The organism is Burkholderia sp. YIM B11467 (genome assembly GCF_052952715.1).
In genome coordinates, this window is sequence record NZ_JBQVSQ010000003.1 from 623,197 (window position 1) to 639,784 (window position 16,588).

The following is a 16,588-nucleotide window of genomic DNA, read 5'->3' on the forward strand; positions in this document are numbered from 1 at the left end:
CCCACGTGCGCGGGCCGACTGACGGCAAACCGCAACACGAGGCCTTCGGCCGGCGGAATCCGCTTTTTACCGCTGAGGGCTCGGTGATATGCTAGAAGCCGCATTGTACCGGGGTTCGCCCGGTTCGTTACCCCCCGCCTCTGCCTGCCGCCCCAAGTAAAATGTGCCAACTCTTAGGAATGAACTGCGCCGCGCCGACGGACGTCACATTCTCCTTCACAGGTTTCGCGGCCCGGGGCGGGCTCACCGATCACCATGCCGACGGCTGGGGCATCGCGTTCTTCGAGGACAAGGCCTGCCGCCTGTTCATCGATCACCAGGCGTCGGCCACCTCGCCGATCGCCGAAATGGTGAAGCGCTACCCGATCAAGTCCAAGAACACGATCGCGCATATCCGCAAAGCGACGCAAGGGCACATCCTGCTCGAGAACAGCCACCCGTTCATGCGCGAGCTGTGGGGCCGGCACTGGATCTTCGCGCATAACGGCGACCTGCAGGACTACGCACCGGACATGGACGGCAGCGTCTACCATCCGGTCGGCACGACCGACAGCGAACAGGCGTTCTGCGTGCTGATGCAGGGGTTGCGCGAGGCATTTCCCGGCGCGCAACCGCCGCTGCCCGAACTGTTCGAGCGCGTCGGCGAGCTGACGCGCGGCATCACCGATCACGGCGTGTTCAACTTCCTGATGTCGAACGGCCAGGCGCTCTTCGCGCACTGCTCGACTCGGCTGCACTACCTCGTGCGGCGCTGGCCGTTCTCGACCGCGCACCTGGTCGACGAAGACCTGTCGATCGACTTCGCGAAATACACGACGCCCGAGGATCGCGTCGCGGTGATCGCGACGCAGCCGCTCACCGACAACGAAGTCTGGACCGCGTTCGAGCCGGGCGAGCTGATCATGTTCCAGTGCGGCGACGTCGCCGCGCGGATGCAGATCCCGGTGCCCGAGCGCGTGCTCGAGAAGCTGCGCAATCCGGCGCTCGACGCGTCGGCATCGGCGCCGCGCGACGCCCGCGAGGCGCTCGCAACCGCCGCCGACGGCGATTCCGACGACGCGATCGACTTCTGAGCACGGCGCGGCGGCGCCCTTCTCTTCCGTTTCCGCGACGACACGACACCGCAAGACAATCGCCCGCGACACCCGGTTGTGGCGTTCGGTTGCGTGCGCACGCGATGCGGCGACCTTCGCGGCCGGAGAAAATCGCTCGCCCGGCGCCGAATTCGTTTCATCCGAACCACACTCGGGCATATCGAATCAACACCGCACAACATTCGCTTGATTTAATTAATTTCCGAGCGAAAATAACACAAATACAAAATAAATAAATCAGCGGATTCGCAATGCATATAATCCGGAAGCCATATTTTAGCGCACCATCCCGATGCAAACCGTGCGCCACCCCACCGATCCAGCATGCATCGCCTGATATCTGAAAAATCTCCAAAAGCCTTATCTACAAAGGCTTTCAGTTCGATTCATCACACAATCAAAATATACCGCCAGAAGTCGGCATTATCGCCACATTCATTATTTTTTTGATAATCGAGCACCCTCTCGATCAGTAGACTCCGCTCATCCTCGGTGTAACGAATCACGCTTGGCGCAGAAACGGCCACGGCCACTGCACGTCCATTCAGGCCACTTCTCCACCGCGGATTGCGATTTCACCGCAGCGCGGTGAATACCACTTCAAAAAAAGAAAGAGAGGCTTGTCGTGAATCACTCATTTCGATCGATATGGAGCGAGGCCGCCGGCTGCTGGGTCGCGGTTGCGGAAACGACACGGGCGCGCGGCAAGCGTTCGGGCAGCGAATCCGGCACAAGCCGCCGTGCCGTACGCGCGGCCGCGCGCCGGTCGCCGTTTCGCGTCGCGGCGCTGAGCGCCGCGCTGGCCGCGCTGTCGGCCGGCTCCGCGTACGCGTCGACGTGCGGCAGCGGCGCGGCGGTCGCGAGCGGCGGCAACTGCGCGCTCGGCAGTTTCAGCCCAACCGTCAACGACAACCTGGCCGGCGCCACGACCGTGTCGGGCGGCGACCGGGTCGGCCTGACGGGTGCATGGACCGGCGCGACCGGCGACATGGGCTACACGCTGACGCCGCTCAGCGGCACGTCCGTCGTGTCGGGCAACCCCAACCAGCCGCTGCTGTCGATCGGCGGCAAGACGCAGAGCGTCAGCACGCCCGACGCGATCACCGGCGGCCATGCGTCGGTCGCCACCTACGACTCGACCACGTTTGCCGCGTCGAGCGCGGGTTCGAGCAGTGTGCCCGTCTATCACGACGTGAACGGCAACCAGTACGTGAACACGCGGATCGGCACGGTCGACAGCTCCGGCGGCACGCTCGACGTGTCGATCGGCAACCCGGCGAGCTCGCCCGCGGCAGCCGGCAACGCGATCACGATGGCGCCGAAGAACAGCGACCTGTTCGTCGCGGACGGCACGGGCGCCGCGAAAAGCGTCGTCAACTGGAATTCGCGCAACCAGATCTGGCTCGGCACCGGCGACTATCTCGCGAGCGGCGGCCCCGTCAGCCATGTCTTGCTCGACGTGCCGGCCTATGCGGGCACCTTCACCGCGTTCGACGGCAGCGCGTGGACCGTCACCGATGCCGCGTCGCTCGCCGCGTACAACAACTTTCTCGTGCGGTCGGTCCAGAACGGCGCGCTCGGTTCGCAGGCCGCCTACGACAACGCGTTCAGCCAGGCCGTCACGTTCTCCACGCAATCCTTCGAGTATGCGAACAACGTGTCGCCGGGTGACAAGAATGCGCTGCCGCTGAACTATCTGTCGGTGCTGCACGGCACGGGCGCGAACGCGACGCTGCACATCGGCAAGGATGGCCAGATCGACTTCCGCGGCACCAATACGATCGCCTCGAGTTCGGCGGTCCTCGCCGAAAACGGCGCGCATTTCGTCAACGACGGACGCCTGTCGGGCGACTTCACGCTCGTGCGCCTGCTGACCGGCGCGAGCGGCGTCAACAACGGCGTGATCTCGTCCGGCTACGCGGCCGGCGACAACTTCAATACGGGCGGCACCGCGTTGCCCGACAACTTCAGCCTCAACGCGTACACCGAGGGCAACGGCGTCTACGCGAACGGTGCGGGCACGACATTCGTCAACCACGGCGTGATGAACGTCGGCGCGTGGACCTTCAACAGTACGCGCCCGGACCTGCAGAACTACGCGGTGGCCGCGACGGGCGGCGCGAGCGCATCGAACGCCGGCACGATCAACGTCGGCGTCAACGCAACGACGCTCGACAGCCAGGTGATCGGCGGCCTCGTCGACGGCGGCAGCTTCACGAACGAAGCCGGCGGCACGATCTACCTCGGCCGCGCGGCCCAGTACGACGCCGCGTCGCCGGAAGCCGCGAACGACGTCGCGCTGTCCGCGCACGCGTACGGCATCCTGCTCGGCGCATCCGGCACCGCGAGCAACCTCGGCACGATCGTGATCGGCTCGCAGACGCAGAATGGCGCCGCGCTGGCGAGCATCGGCTCGTCGTCCGGCATACTGAACAACGCGGGCACGATCGTCGTCAACGGCGCGGCGCCCGGCACACCGCTCGCCAATGTCGGCATGCTGGCCTCCGACACCGCCGCGACCGTGACCAACACGGGCACCATCACGCTGAATGGCGTGAACGGCATCGGCATCATGGTCGTCGGAACCGGCACGAACGCGACCGCCGCGACCTCGACCGGCACGATCAACGTGGCCGGCGGCCTCGATCCCGCATCGGGCACGCGCAACTACGGCGTGTGGGCCGAAGGGCCGCTCGCGAAGGCGACGCTCGACGGCGCGCTCAACCTGACGGGCACCGGCGCGATCGGCGTGCACGCGCGCTCGGGTGCGACGATCGACGTCGGTGCGAACGCGGTGCCCGCGTTCATGTCGGGCACCAGCCAGATCGGCTTTTACGCGTATGGCGCGGGTTCGAAGATCAACGTCGCCGCGCAGCACCTCAGCGTCGACACCGACGACTCGACGCTGTTCCGCGTCGCGGGCGGCGCGGCCTACACCGGCGCGTCGACGGCCGGCGCGCTGACGACCGACGTCAACGGCCAGCGCGCGCACGGCGTGCTCGCGACCGACGCCGGCACCACGCTGTCGACCGGCAACGCGATCTACAACGTCAACGGCGCGAATAGCATCGCGATCGCGGTCGAAGGCGGCGCGAAGGGCACGATCGACGCGGGTGCGACGATCAACCTGAACGCGGCCGGCGCGATCGCGGGCGTCGTCGACGGCCAGGCGCACGACCTCACCGGCGCGAATGCCGGCGCGCCGGCCGCGACGACGCTGATCAACAACGCCGCCGTCACGTCGTCGACCGCCGGCGTGACGGGTTTCGTCGCACAAAACCTCGGCACGCTCGAGAACCGCGACACGGTACTGCTGACGGGCGCCGGCTCGACCGGCGTCGTGGCCGGCACGCTCGGCACGGTGAACAACACGTCGACGATCCGCGTATCCGACGGCATCGGCGCGCTCGTGCAGGGCGCGTCCGCGACGCTCGCCAACACGGGTTCGATCGAAGCCGACGACGGCATCGCGGGCGTGCGCCTGACGGGCGCCGGCGCGTCGGTCGCCCTGTCGGGCGCGGGCACCGTCATCGCGAACGGCAGCGCCGACGGCGTGCTGATCGACTCGACCGTCTCGGGCGGCGAACTCGCGGCCGGCGCGACGTCGATCGCGGTCGGCGGATCGGGCAGCGGGATCCGCAACCTCGGCGCGAACGCAACGATCTCGTTGTCCGGCACGCAGGTCGCCACCACCGGCAACGGCGCCGATGGCCTCACGTCGACCGGCGCGGGCGCGCGCATCGCGACCGATGCGGCAACGGTCGTCCGCACCGCCGGCGCCAACGCGCGCGGCCTGTTCGTGTCGGGCGCGGCTTCGACGCTCGCGGCCACCGGCACGACCGTCGCGACGACCGGTGCCGGCGCGCATGCGATCGTGATGGACGGCGGTGCGACGGCGCTGCTGTCGGGCACGGCCATCACCGCGTCGGGCAGTGCGGCCGATGGCGTCGTCGCGCAGAACGGCGGCCGCGTCGCCGATGCGGGGTCGTCGATCGCCAGCGCGGCCGGCAATGGCGCGACCGCGGACAGCGGCGGCGTGCTCGCGTTGACCGGCACGACGCTCAAGGGCGCGACGGCCGGCGTGCTGACGTCGGACACGCTCGCGAACGGCGCGACGAGCTCGGTGCTCGTCGACGGCGGCAGCGTGACGTCCGCCGCCGGGCCGGCATTCCTTGCGCGCGGCGGCACGGCCGACATCACAGTGCGCAACGGCACGGTCGTGACGGCCGGCAACGGCGCGCTGCTGAATCTCGTGAACGGCAGCAACGTGACGTTCAACGCGTCGGCGGTGAACCTCGCCGGCGACATCGTCTCCGACGCGTCGAGCACCGGCAACGTGCTCCTCGCGAACGGCACGACGCTGACGGGCAAGATCGATCCGGTCGCGCTGACGATCGACGGCACGAGCACATGGCGCATGACGGGCAGCTCGGTGCTGAGCAGCCTGAACAATGCGGGCCTGGTCGCGTTCGCCGCGCCGGTCGGCTCGCCGACGCTCACGGGCAGCTACAAGACGCTGACGACCGGCAGCTACGTCGGCAACGGCGGCACGATCGCGCTCAACACGTATCTCGGCGCCGATGCGTCGCCGACCGACCAGCTGATCGTGAACGGCGGCGCCGCGAGCGGCACGACCGGCCTGAAGATCGCCAATACGGCCGGCACGGGCGCACAGACCAGGGGCGACGGGATTCCCGTGGTCGTCGCCACGAACGGCGGCACGACCACGGCGTCGGCATTCCAGCTGGCAGGCCCCGTGCAGGCCGGCGCCTACGAGTACCGGCTCTACCGCGGCGGCCAGAGCGGCACGAACAACTGGTACCTGCGTTCGCAACTCGACTCGACGGACCCGGGCGACCCGATCGATCCGGCCACCACGAACGGCGGCGGTAGCAGCAACGGGAATGGCAACGGCGGCACGCTCGCGTATCGCCCGGGCGTCGCCGGTTATGCGTTGACGCCGCTGCTGAACGCCGACTACGGCTTCTCGACGCTCGGCAAGCTGCACGAGCGCGTGGGCGACATCTACAACCTCGGGAAGCAGCAGCCCGGCAACCGCGACGGCGTGTGGGGGCGCATCGGCGGCGAGAGCCTCGATGCGGACGCGGGCCGCTTCGCGGCCGACGAGCGCACGTTCTTCGCGCAGTTCGGCAAGGACTGGACGCTCGACCAGGCGCCGAACGGCGGCGGCAGCACGCATGCGGGCGTGACGGCCAGCATCGGCGTGTCGAACGCGAGCTTCAGCGACATGGCGCGCGCCGGCTCGCCGAACCTGTCGACGTCGACGGGCTCGGTCGAGATGCACGCGCAGAGCATCGGCGGTTACTGGACGCGCTATCTGTCCGACGGCACGTACTTCGACAGCGTCGGTCAGGTCACGCACTACGGCAACCGCTATCGCGACAGCTACGGCAACGAGGCGTCGCAGAACGGCTTCGGCTTCGCGCTGTCGCAAGAGGTCGGCAAGCCGTTCGCGATCGGCAACACGCCGATCGCGGTCGAGCCGCAGGCGCAGTTGATGTATCAGTACCTGAAACTGAACGGGTTCAACGACAACGTGTCGGCCGTGTCGGGCACGACGACCAACGCGCTGCGCGGCCGCGTCGGCGTGCGCATCTTCCGGCCGAACCTCGCCGCGGATTCGGGCGGCGGCGCCGCGACGCCGTACTTCACGGCCGACGTGCTGCACGACTTCCTGTCGCCGGGCCAGACCGTCGTCGGCGGCACGCCGTTCGCGACGCATCTCGGCCGCACGTGGTACGAGCTCGGCGTCGGCGTGACCGCGGGCTTCGGCAAGTCGGGCGAGTTGTACGCGAATGCGAAGATCGCGCGCAACATCGGCGGCGCGTACCGGCGCGGCGTCGTCGGGCAGGTCGGCTACCGGTACAGCTGGTAACGAACGGCGCACGGCCCCGTCCGCCGGCTGCGAGCAACGGCAGCCGGCGAAAAAAAACCGCCCGGCGTTCGGCCGGGCGGTTTCGCATGGGCGCGCACGAAGCGCACGCGATACGCGAACGCTCAGTGCAGGATCTTCGCGAGGAAGTCCTTCGCGCGTTCCGATTTCGGATTCGAGAAGAAATCGTCCTTGCGGTCGTCCTCGACGATCGCGCCCTTGTCCATGAAGATCACGCGATGCGCGACCTTCTTCGCGAAGCCCATCTCGTGCGTGACGACCATCATCGTCATCCCTTCCTGCGCGAGTTCGACCATCACGTCGAGCACTTCGTTGATCATCTCGGGATCGAGCGCGGACGTCGGTTCGTCGAACAGCATCGCGATCGGGTCCATCGACAGCGCGCGCGCGATCGCGACACGCTGCTGCTGGCCGCCCGACAGCTGGCCCGGGAACTTGTGCGCATGCGCCTTCAGGCCGACGCGATCCAGCAGCTTCATGCCCTTCTCGTTCGCCTCGTCCTTGCCGCGGCCGAGCACCTTGACCTGCGCGAGCGTCAGGTTCTCGGTGATCGACAGGTGCGGGAACAGCTCGAAATGCTGGAACACCATCCCGACCTTCGAGCGCAGCTTCGACAGGTTCGTCTTCTTGTCGCCGACCGACTGGCCGTTCACCAGGATCTCGCCCTGCTGGAACGGCTCGAGGCCGTTCACGGTCTTGATCAGCGTCGACTTGCCGGAGCCCGACGGGCCGCACACGACGACCACTTCGCCCTTCTTGACCTCGGTCGTGCAGTCGGTGAGGACCTGAAACTGGCCGTACCACTTCGAAACGTTCTTGATGGAAATCATCGTGTGACCTTTTTCTGGAGACTCTTGACGAGAACAGACGCCAACGAGCAAATCACGAAATAACATGCGCCGGCGAACAGGACCATCTCGACGGTCGTGCCGTCGCGATCGCCGACGTTGGCGGCCGTGCGGAAGAAGTCCGCGAGACTGATCACGTACACGAGCGACGTATCCTGGAACAGGACGATCGCCTGCGTGAGCAGCAGCGGCACCATTGCGCGGAATGCCTGCGGCAGGATCACGAGGCGCATCGCCTGCGCGTAGTTCATGCCGAGCGCGAACGCGGCGTTCACCTGCCCGCGCGGCACCGACTGAATGCCGGCGCGGATGATCTCGGAATAATACGCGGCTTCGAACAGCGAAAACGCGACCATCGCCGATGCGAGACGGATGTCGATCGTCGGCGACAACCCGAGCACGCCCTGCAGCAGCTGCGGCACGATCAGGAAGAACCACAGCAGCACCATCACGAGCGGGATCGAGCGGAACACCGTCACGTAGCCCTGCGCGAACCACGCGAGCGGCTTGACGCCCGACAGCCGCATCAGCGCCAGCAGCGTGCCCCAGACGATCCCGATCACGATCGCGATCAGCGTGATCTGCAACGTGACGATCGCACCCGTCCACAGCGTCGGCAGCGCGCCGGGAATACTACTCCAGTCGAACTGATGCATCACTTGCCTCCGATATAGCCGGGCAGCCGCGTACGGGCTTCGATCCAGCGCATGAACGCCATCACGACCAGGTTGATCAGCACGTACGCGAGCGTGACCGCGATGAACGACTCATAGGTCTGCGCGGTGTAGTCGACGAGCTGGCGTGCCTGCGCGGACAGGTCGAGCAGGCCGATCGTCGACGCGACGGCGGAGTTCTTGAAGATGTTCAGGAATTCCGACGTGAGCGGCGGCACGATGATCCGGTACGCAACGGGCAGCAGCACGTAGCGGTACGTCTGCCATTGCGTGAAGCCCATCGCGAGGCCGGCGGCGCGCTGGCCCTTCGGCAGCGCGTTGATCCCCGAGCGCACCTGTTCGCACACGCGCGCGCCCGTGAACAGGCCGAGACAGATGATCGACGCGGTAAAGAACTGCGTGCCGGGCGGCAACTGCTTGATCCAGGTGCCGATCGACGCGGGCAGCAACTCGGGTATCACGAGATACCAGACGAAGAACTGCACGATCAGCGGAATGTTCCGGAAGATCGACACGTACAGGGTGCCGAGCGCGGACAGCCATTTGTTCGGCACGGTGCGCAGCACGCCGAACAGCGATCCGACGATCAGCGCGATGACCCAGGCGGCGAGCGACACTTCGATCGTCACCCAGAAGCCGGACATCAGCCATCCGAAATAAGTCGTCGGCTCGCCGGTCGACACGGGGCTCAGGAAGATGCCCCAGTTCCAGTGGTAAGACATGGGCAAGACTCCAGCAAAAAGAGACGGAAGAAGCGTGGCTTCTTCCGTCTCATTAGCGTCATTTCTGCATCAACGGCCGTGCGGTCAGTCGAGCGCCTTGTCGTTCGGGTTCGCGTACAGCTTCTTCATCGAATCGGACAGCGGGAAGTTCAGGTTCAGCCCCTTCGGCGGAATCGGGTTCTCGAACCACTTCGCGTAGATCTTCGCGGCGTCGCCCGACTTCTCGACTTGCGAGATCGCGTCGTCGACGACCTTCTTGAAATCGGTATCGCCCTTGCGCATCATGCAGCCGTACGCCTCTTCCGATTGCGGCGTGCCGACGATCACCCACTCGCCCGGCTGCTTCGCCTTCGCACGCTCGCCCGCGAGCAGCGCGTCATCCATCATGAACGCGACCGCGCGGCCCGATTCCAGCGTATTGAACGAATCGCCGTGATCCTTCGCGCTGATGATGTTCATGCCGAGTTGCTTCTCGTTGTTCATCTTGCGCAGCAGGCGTTCGGACGTCGTGCCGGCGGTCGTCACGACCGTCTTGCCCTTCAGGTCCGCGAAATCCTTGACGCCCGAATCCTTCTTCGTCATCAGGCGCGTGCCGATCACGAAGATCGTGTCGGAGAACGCAGCCTGCTGCTGACGTTCGGCGTTGTTGGTCGTCGAGCCGCACTCGATGTCGACCGTGCCGTTCTGCACCAGCGGAATGCGGTTCTGCGACGTGACCGGAATGTTCTTCACCTGCAGGTTCGGCAGGTTCAGCTTCTTCTTCACCGCGTCGACCACCTTCATCTGGAATTCGCGCGAATAACCGACCACCTGCTGGTTCTGGTCGTAGTAGGAGAACGGGATCGACGATTCGCGGTGGCCCAGCGCGATCACGCCCGTGTCCTTGATCTTCTTCAGCGTGCCCGTCTCCTGAGCATGCGCGCCGCTTGCGAATGCGCAAAGCGCCGCGATCATCAGGACAGCCTTTTGGTATTTCATTTTGGTCATCTCCTTGGCTAAAACCCGCGCCAGTGTATCAAAGTAATATTTTTGAAAGTACTGGTTGTTTACCGCACTACGAATCGCCCCGTGCGAAGCCTTCCTCCCGGCTCCGGGCACCCCGAATGCGCGCGCGGGCGGTGCCGGATCCGGCACCGCCCGCGAGGGTTCATATCCGCAATCGGGTGGATTGCGTCATGAATCGATCGAAGTCGACGATCAGGGGTAGAGGCCGCGCATTTCGCGCGCCATCAGGATGCGCTTGCACGCAACGATGAACGCCGCCGTGCGCACCGACACCTTGTGCTCTTCCGCGACCGCCCACACGCCGGCGAACGCATCGCGCATCACGCGCTCGAGACGGTGGTTGATCTCGTCTTCCGTCCAGAAGAAGCTCGAGAAATCCTGCACCCACTCGAAGTACGACACGGTCACGCCACCTGCGTTCGCGATCACGTCGGGGATCACGAGCACGCCGTTCGCGCTCAGGATGTCGTCCGCCGCCGTCGTCGTCGGGCCGTTCGCGCCTTCGACGATGATCTTCGTGCGGATCTTCGCTGCATTCTTCTCGGTGATCTGGTTTTCCAGGGCCGCCGGGATCAGGATGTCGGTTTCGACCGTCCAGAACTCGTCGTTCGGCATCGGCTCAGCGCCTTCGAAGCCCGCGACGCCGCCCGTGCGTGCGACGTGGTCGAGCAGCTTGTTCGAATCGAGGCCGGCCGGCTGGTAGATCGTGCCCGTGTGATCCTGCACCGCGATCACCTTCGAACCCGCTTCCTGGAACAGCTTCGCCGCGATGCCGCCGACGTTGCCGAAGCCCTGCACCGCGATGCGCGCGCCTGCGATTTCGAGGCCCTTCTTCTTCGCCGCTTCCGAACCGACGACGAACACGCCGCGGCCCGTTGCTTCCTTGCGGCCGAGCGAACCGCCGAGCGCGATCGGCTTGCCGGTCACGACGCCGGTCGACGTCTGGCCCTGGTTCATCGAGTAGGTGTCCATCATCCACGCCATCACCTGTTCGTTGGTGTTGACGTCCGGCGCCGGAATGTCGGTGTTCGGGCCGATGATGATGCCGATTTCGCTGGTGTAGCGGCGCGTCACGCGCTCGAGCTCACCACGCGACAGCTTGCGCGGGTCGACGCGGATACCGCCCTTCGCGCCGCCGTACGGCACGTTCACGGCCGCGTTCTTGACCGACATCCATGCGGACAGTGCCATCACTTCCGACAGCGTCACGTCCTGGTGGTAGCGCACGCCGCCCTTGCCCGGGCCGCGCGACACGTTGTGCTGCACGCGATAGCCTTCGAAGTGCGCGACGGTGCCGTTGTCGAGCTCGATGGGGCAGTCGACGATCAGGATGCGCTTCGGACGCTTCAGCGTCTCGAGCCAGCGCGACAGCGAACCGAGGTACGGCGCGACGCGATCGACTTGCTGAAGGTAGTTGCCCCACGGGCCGAGATCGTCGGCGTGCAGGTAGGACGGGATGGACTGCAATTGCGAAGACATGGATGCTCCAACGGTCAACAGGTGCGCACATTGTCGAAAAACCCGTTTTTTTTATCCAATGCCGTTTGCTTATTCGATTATGCGTTTCTTGCATGATCGCGATTTTTCGCAAATCTGCGGTCGATTTGCGCAAGAACGCCCGCGATCGGTCATGCATCGCGTCCGCGAAAAATCGTGTTGTCGGGTGCGGGCCGGCCGCCGGACAGCCGTCCGACAGGCGCCGCAAGGTCGCCGTCAGCCCGCCGCCTTCAAGCGGCCACAATCACGCGGCCACAATCAGGCGTCGGTATCGCGCAGCTCGTCGCGCACGACGTCCCACAGCGCCCGCACCAGCTTCTGGCGCGGATCGTCGCCCTGCAGCGCGAGCTTGTCGCAGTACAGCCGGATCTCCATCGTCAGCGTGAACGGATGCGCGCCGCCGCGCACCGACCGGTCGAGCCGGATCAGGCGACCACCGGCAACCGAGTCCTCGACCGCGCTGTGCGGCAGGAACGCGACGCCGTGGCCCGCAAGCGCCATCGCCTTCAGCCCTTCGGCCATGTCGGTTTCATAGACGCGATCGAGGAACAGCCGGGTCGGCGCGTTCGCGACGATGACTTCCGTCATCCGGCCGAGATACGCGTTCGGCGTATACGACAGGTACGGCACGCGCGCGTCGGCCGTGCCGGGCAGCGTATAACGCGGCCGGCCCGCGCGGCCGGGTGCCGAGAACGGGCTGATCGGCTCGCTGCCGAGGACCAGCATGTCGTAGCGCGCCGGGTCGAGCGCGACCGGATGGCTCGGGTGGTGGTAGCCCATCACGAGATCGCAGCCGCCCTCGACGAGCGACAGCACCGCGTCGTGCACGTTCAGCGCGCGCAGCCGCGTGTGGACCTGACCCATCTTCGCCTCGATCCGCTGCAGCCAGCGCGGGAAATACGTGAGCGACAGCGTGTGCGGCACCGCGAACTCGATCGTCGGCACCGGCGCGCCGACGTGGCCGCGCAACAGCGTCCGGGCCTCGTGCGCCTGCGACAGCATCGTCAGCGCCTGCTCGTAGAAGATCTGGCCGGCCTGCGTGAGGCGCGTCGGATAGACCGAACGATCGATCAGTTCGGTCGCGAGCCATGCCTCGAGCGCCTGGATGCGCCGCGAGAACGCCGGCTGAGACACGTGCCGCAGTTCGGCGGACCGGCTAAAGCTGCGCGTTTCCGCGAGCGAAACGAAGTCTTCGAGCCATTTCAGTTCCATGCAGGCGGGCGCGGCGGGCGGCGGTCGGGAAGAAGCCTGCATTCTACCGGCGGCCGGGCCCGGCCGGCGGCGTGGCGAGCGGCCCGGCGGCCCGCCGCGGACGGGCGCCGGCGCGGCGTTCGCCCGCGACGGCACCCGCCGGCCGGCCGCGGCCGGGATCGTCCCGCGCCGATGGTAAAATACCGGATTCTCCTCCCCTCGCTTGCCCCGGCTTCAAGGCCCGCCCGATCATGTCCGACACTCGTCCCGATACGCTTTTCGCCCTCACCGCGCTCTCGCCCATCGACGGCCGCTACGCCAGCAAGACCGAAGCGCTGCGCGACTGGCTCTCCGAAGCCGCCTTCATGCGCCACCGCGTCACCGTCGAGGTGCACTGGCTGATCGCGCTGTCGCGCGCCGGCTTCGCGGAAGTCCCGCGCTTCTCCGACGCCGCCGAGCAGTTCCTGCTGCAGCTCGCCGAGCGCTTCACCGCGCACGACGCCGCACGCATCAAGGAAATCGAGCGTGTGACGAACCACGACGTGAAGGCCGTCGAATACTGGCTGAAGGAATCGGTGAAGGGCCAGGCCGAACTCGAGAAGGCGAGCGAATTCATCCACTTCGCGTGCACGTCCGAGGACATCAACAACACGTCGCACGGGATGATGCTCGCCGGCGCGCGCGAACACGTGATCGTGCCGGCGCTGCGCACGGTCTACCAGCGCCTCGTCGCGCTCGCACATGCGCACGCCGAACAGCCGATGCTGTCGCGCACGCACGGCCAGCCGGCCAGCCCGACGACGCTCGGCAAGGAACTCGCGAACGTCGCCGCGCGCCTCGCCCGTGCGATCGTTCGTATCGAGAAGGTCGAGATCCTCGGCAAGATGAACGGTGCGGTCGGCAACTTCAACGCGCACCTGTCCGCGTATCCGGAATTCGACTGGGAAGCGTTCTCGCGCGACGTGATCGAAAACCGCCTGAAGCTCACGTTCAACCCGTACACGATCCAGATCGAGCCGCACGACTACATGGCCGAGCTGTTCGACGCGGTCGCACGCGCGAACACGATCCTGCTCGACCTCGACCGTGACGTGTGGGGCTACATCTCGGTCGGCTACTTCAAGCAGAAGACGAAGGCCGGCGAAATCGGCTCGTCGACGATGCCGCACAAGGTCAACCCGATCGACTTCGAGAACTCGGAAGGCAACCTGGGCCTCGCGAACGCGACGCTGCGCCACCTCGCCGACAAGCTGCCGGTGTCGCGCTGGCAGCGCGACCTGACCGACTCGACGGTGCTGCGCAACATGGGCGTCGCGCTCGGCTACTCGCTGCTCGCGTACGACTCGCTGATCCGCGGCCTCGACAAGCTCGAAGTGAATCCGCAGCGCCTGAACGAAGATCTCGACAACTGCTGGGAAGTGCTCGCCGAGCCGGTGCAGACGGTGATGCGCCGCTACGGCATCGAGAACCCGTACGAGCAGCTGAAGGAACTGACGCGCGGCAAGGGCATCACGCGCGAAGCGCTGCAGCAGTTCGTCGGCACGCTCGCGATCCCGCAGGATGCGAAGGATCGCCTGCTCGAGATGACGCCCGCGTCGTACATCGGCAAGGCCGTCGAACTCGCGAAGCGGATCGCGTAAGCGCCGCCGTCGCCAGACGCGAAAAAGCCCGATGCGATCGCTCGCATCGGGCTTTTTTCCTTTCAGGCGCTCAGAACGAAATCATCCGGCCCGGGTTGAGCGCGCTCATCACGCTCATCGCGGCCTTCGCGGCCGGGATCGCGATCGGCGACAACTGACGGCCGAGCGGAATCGCGCGGTGGTCGATGCCGGTGAGCATCGAGAAATCGTCGTTGCGTCCGACGAAATCGTCGCAGATCGCCTTGCCGATCCGCACCGTTTGCGCGACGCCGTGGCCGCTCCAACCCTGCACCATGTACATCGGCACGCGGCCGTCGGTCTTGCGGCTGTCGGTCGCGCCGTTCAGCGTGAAGTCGCTGACGCCGCTCCAGCAGTAGTCGAGCGCGAACTGGCCGTCGACCTGCGGAAACACCGTGTTCAGCCGCGTCAGCAGATACGCGTTGACGTCGGGCTGCGCCCAGCAGCTACCGGTACCCTGCCCGCCGAACAGCAGGCGGTTGCCGCGCACCGGCCGGTAGTAGTCGATCTGGAACTGCGTGTCGTACACGGGCATGCCGGCTGGCATCAGCGTCGCGACGTCGACGTCGAGCGGCGCCGTCACGCTCACGTAGGTAAAGAACGGCACGGTGGTCGCGGCGCCGTCGTCGAGCAGCCGGAACGTCGTGTTGTGCAGCGCGAGCACGACACCCTTGCGCGCGGTGATCGTGCCGCCCGGCGTCGTCGCGACGACGCCCGCCGGCGTGTCGTCGAGCTCGAGCACCTCGGTGCCCTCGAACAGCGCGCCGCCGTTCAGCCGGAAGCCGTGCACGAGGCCGCGCACGAGCGCGAGCGGGTGAATCTGCCCGCCGATCGTGTCGATCGCCGCGCCGTGGTACAGCCCCGAGCGCACGTATTCGTCATGCAGCTGATGGCGGCCGACGAGCGTCACGCCCGCGTCGCCGAGATGGCGGCGCGCATCCGCGCCGTCGAGCAGCGCGCTCATGTGGCCCGGGTGGACCGCCGCCGTGATGTGGCCGCGCTTGCGGTCGAGATCGAGCGCGTAACGCGCGCCGATCGCATCGATCAGCCCCATCGATTCGGCCGACGCGAAGCGCCACAGCCGCTTCGCATCGTCGTGCGACAGGTAATCGATCATGTCGGCGGCTTCCCAGCGCGCGAGGCCGGGCGTCAGCTGACCGCCGTTGCGGCCCGATGCCGCCGAGCCGACGTGATGCTTGTCGACGAGAATCGTGTCGACGCCCGCTTCCGCGAGATGCAGCGCGGCCGACGCGCCGAGCAGCCCCGCGCCGATCACGAGCACGTCGCATACGGCATCGTGCGCGAGCGGCGCGGTGTTCGCGTGGCGCGACAGCGACGCCTCGTACCAGTTGGCCGGGCGCTCGCCGTCGTAACGGGCCGGGTCGCACCAGTTCCAGTTGTCTTTTTCGATGTTCAGTTGCGTTTGCTCGAAACGCGATTCGCCCTGGATCAGGGGTTGGTGATTGGAAGTCATGATTGCACTTGCATGGTAGGGCCTGCTCACGCTAATAACGGGCTTGCGAACGTGCCTTGCCGGTCGTAGTGCAAGGAGTGAGGAGCGCCGTTTGGCTAAGCCAAACAAGCGACGATCGACGCCGCAATACGGCCGGCAAGGCGCGTTCCCCTGTTTGGAAAAAATCATTCGTGGGGCTGGCCCCCAGAAGGGCCGATCGCCGCGTCATGCTCCTCGCGAATACGTCGAGTATTCGCTTCGTCGCATTCCTCGCGCTCGGCCCTTCTGGGGGCCAGCGCAAGCCCGTTATTAGCGTGAGCAGGCCCTGGGCCGCCTGTCGAAGAGCCTGATGGCTTTGCGTGTGGGGCAGCCGGTTCCACATGGGTGTCAACGAGAAAAGGGGCGCAATGGCCCGTGTTGACGGCGGGCACGCTTGTGCCGCCTGGATCCCGGACTGTGCGAAAGCACGTATTGAAAGGTGCCGGGACACCCAATTTCTACATCGCAGAAATAATTCTACAGTGTAGAATAA

General features: G+C 66.3%; 10 protein-coding genes. 3 read left to right on the plus strand and 7 right to left on the minus strand.

All coding sequences use genetic code 11. From position 1 onward, the window contains the following. Nucleotides 1–161 precede the first annotated feature (161 nt). Both ACTRWB_RS14845 and ACTRWB_RS14850 read left to right on the plus strand, forming a co-directional pair. Entirely contained in the window at nucleotides 162–1,073 is a 912-nt protein-coding gene (locus ACTRWB_RS14845) for a class II glutamine amidotransferase (protein WP_114176117.1), read from the plus strand. A gap of 646 nt (nucleotides 1,074–1,719) precedes the next feature. Then, nucleotides 1,720–6,990: an autotransporter outer membrane beta-barrel domain-containing protein gene (locus tag ACTRWB_RS14850; protein WP_446902316.1), complete on the plus strand. Its 5,271-nt coding sequence runs from the start codon at nucleotides 1,720–1,722 to the stop codon at nucleotides 6,988–6,990. A 122-nt stretch (nucleotides 6,991–7,112) separates the two neighbouring features. On the opposite strand, the gene ACTRWB_RS14855 is transcribed toward ACTRWB_RS14850, so the two are convergent. The 6 genes from ACTRWB_RS14855 to ACTRWB_RS14880 form a co-directional block, all read right to left on the minus strand. Beyond that, complete coding sequence (locus ACTRWB_RS14855) at nucleotides 7,113–7,838, minus strand: amino acid ABC transporter ATP-binding protein (protein ID WP_011350949.1); 726 nt, start codon at nucleotides 7,836–7,838, stop codon at nucleotides 7,113–7,115. Beyond that, a complete protein-coding gene (gene gltK, locus ACTRWB_RS14860) occupies nucleotides 7,835–8,512 on the minus strand; it encodes a glutamate/aspartate ABC transporter permease GltK (protein WP_129513714.1) in 678 nt (225 codons plus the stop codon). Before gltK ends, ACTRWB_RS14855 begins: the two co-directional genes overlap by 4 nt. Further along, nucleotides 8,512–9,252, minus strand: coding sequence for an amino acid ABC transporter permease (locus tag ACTRWB_RS14865; protein WP_129513713.1), 741 nt, complete (start codon nucleotides 9,250–9,252; stop codon nucleotides 8,512–8,514). Before ACTRWB_RS14865 ends, gltK begins: the two co-directional genes overlap by 1 nt. An 84-nt stretch (nucleotides 9,253–9,336) precedes the next feature. Then, nucleotides 9,337–10,230 carry a glutamate/aspartate ABC transporter substrate-binding protein gene (locus tag ACTRWB_RS14870; protein WP_164991988.1) on the minus strand — a complete coding sequence of 298 codons (894 nt, stop codon included), beginning with the start codon at nucleotides 10,228–10,230 and terminating at the stop codon, nucleotides 9,337–9,339. Nucleotides 10,231–10,449: 219 nt separating this feature from the next. After that, nucleotides 10,450–11,736, minus strand: coding sequence for a Glu/Leu/Phe/Val family dehydrogenase (locus ACTRWB_RS14875; protein WP_129513711.1), 1,287 nt, complete (start codon nucleotides 11,734–11,736; stop codon nucleotides 10,450–10,452). A gap of 276 nt (nucleotides 11,737–12,012) precedes the next feature. Next, on the minus strand, nucleotides 12,013–12,966 hold the full coding sequence (locus ACTRWB_RS14880; RefSeq protein WP_048251213.1) for a LysR substrate-binding domain-containing protein: 954 nt from the start codon (nucleotides 12,964–12,966) through the stop codon (nucleotides 12,013–12,015). Between the two features lie 230 nt (nucleotides 12,967–13,196). Here ACTRWB_RS14880 and purB point away from each other — a divergent pair, with 230 nt between their 5' ends. After that, the gene (gene purB, locus ACTRWB_RS14885; RefSeq protein WP_048251211.1) at nucleotides 13,197–14,585 is read left to right on the plus strand and encodes an adenylosuccinate lyase; all 1,389 of its coding nucleotides are present in this window, start codon (nucleotides 13,197–13,199) and stop codon (nucleotides 14,583–14,585) included. A gap of 70 nt (nucleotides 14,586–14,655) precedes the next feature. On the opposite strand, the gene ACTRWB_RS14890 is transcribed toward purB, so the two are convergent. After that, nucleotides 14,656–16,077, minus strand: coding sequence for an NAD(P)/FAD-dependent oxidoreductase (locus ACTRWB_RS14890; RefSeq protein WP_446902317.1), 1,422 nt, complete (start codon nucleotides 16,075–16,077; stop codon nucleotides 14,656–14,658). Nucleotides 16,078–16,588 lie beyond the last annotated feature (511 nt).

Coding starts and splice junctions, on each gene's coding strand:
- ACTRWB_RS14855 (WP_011350949.1), bottom strand. CDS start 7,838: ATGATTTCCATCAAGAACGTTTCGAAGTGGTACGGCCAGTTTCAGGTC.
- purB (WP_048251211.1), top strand. CDS start 13,197: ATGTCCGACACTCGTCCCGATACGCTTTTCGCCCTCACCGCGCTCTCG.
- ACTRWB_RS14870 (WP_164991988.1), bottom strand. CDS start 10,230: ATGAAATACCAAAAGGCTGTCCTGATGATCGCGGCGCTTTGCGCATTC.
- gltK (WP_129513714.1), bottom strand. CDS start 8,512: ATGCATCAGTTCGACTGGAGTAGTATTCCCGGCGCGCTGCCGACGCTG.
- ACTRWB_RS14880 (WP_048251213.1), bottom strand. CDS start 12,966: ATGGAACTGAAATGGCTCGAAGACTTCGTTTCGCTCGCGGAAACGCGC.
- ACTRWB_RS14865 (WP_129513713.1), bottom strand. CDS start 9,252: ATGTCTTACCACTGGAACTGGGGCATCTTCCTGAGCCCCGTGTCGACC.
- ACTRWB_RS14890 (WP_446902317.1), bottom strand. CDS start 16,077: ATGACTTCCAATCACCAACCCCTGATCCAGGGCGAATCGCGTTTCGAG.
- ACTRWB_RS14845 (WP_114176117.1), top strand. CDS start 162: ATGTGCCAACTCTTAGGAATGAACTGCGCCGCGCCGACGGACGTCACA.
- ACTRWB_RS14875 (WP_129513711.1), bottom strand. CDS start 11,736: ATGTCTTCGCAATTGCAGTCCATCCCGTCCTACCTGCACGCCGACGAT.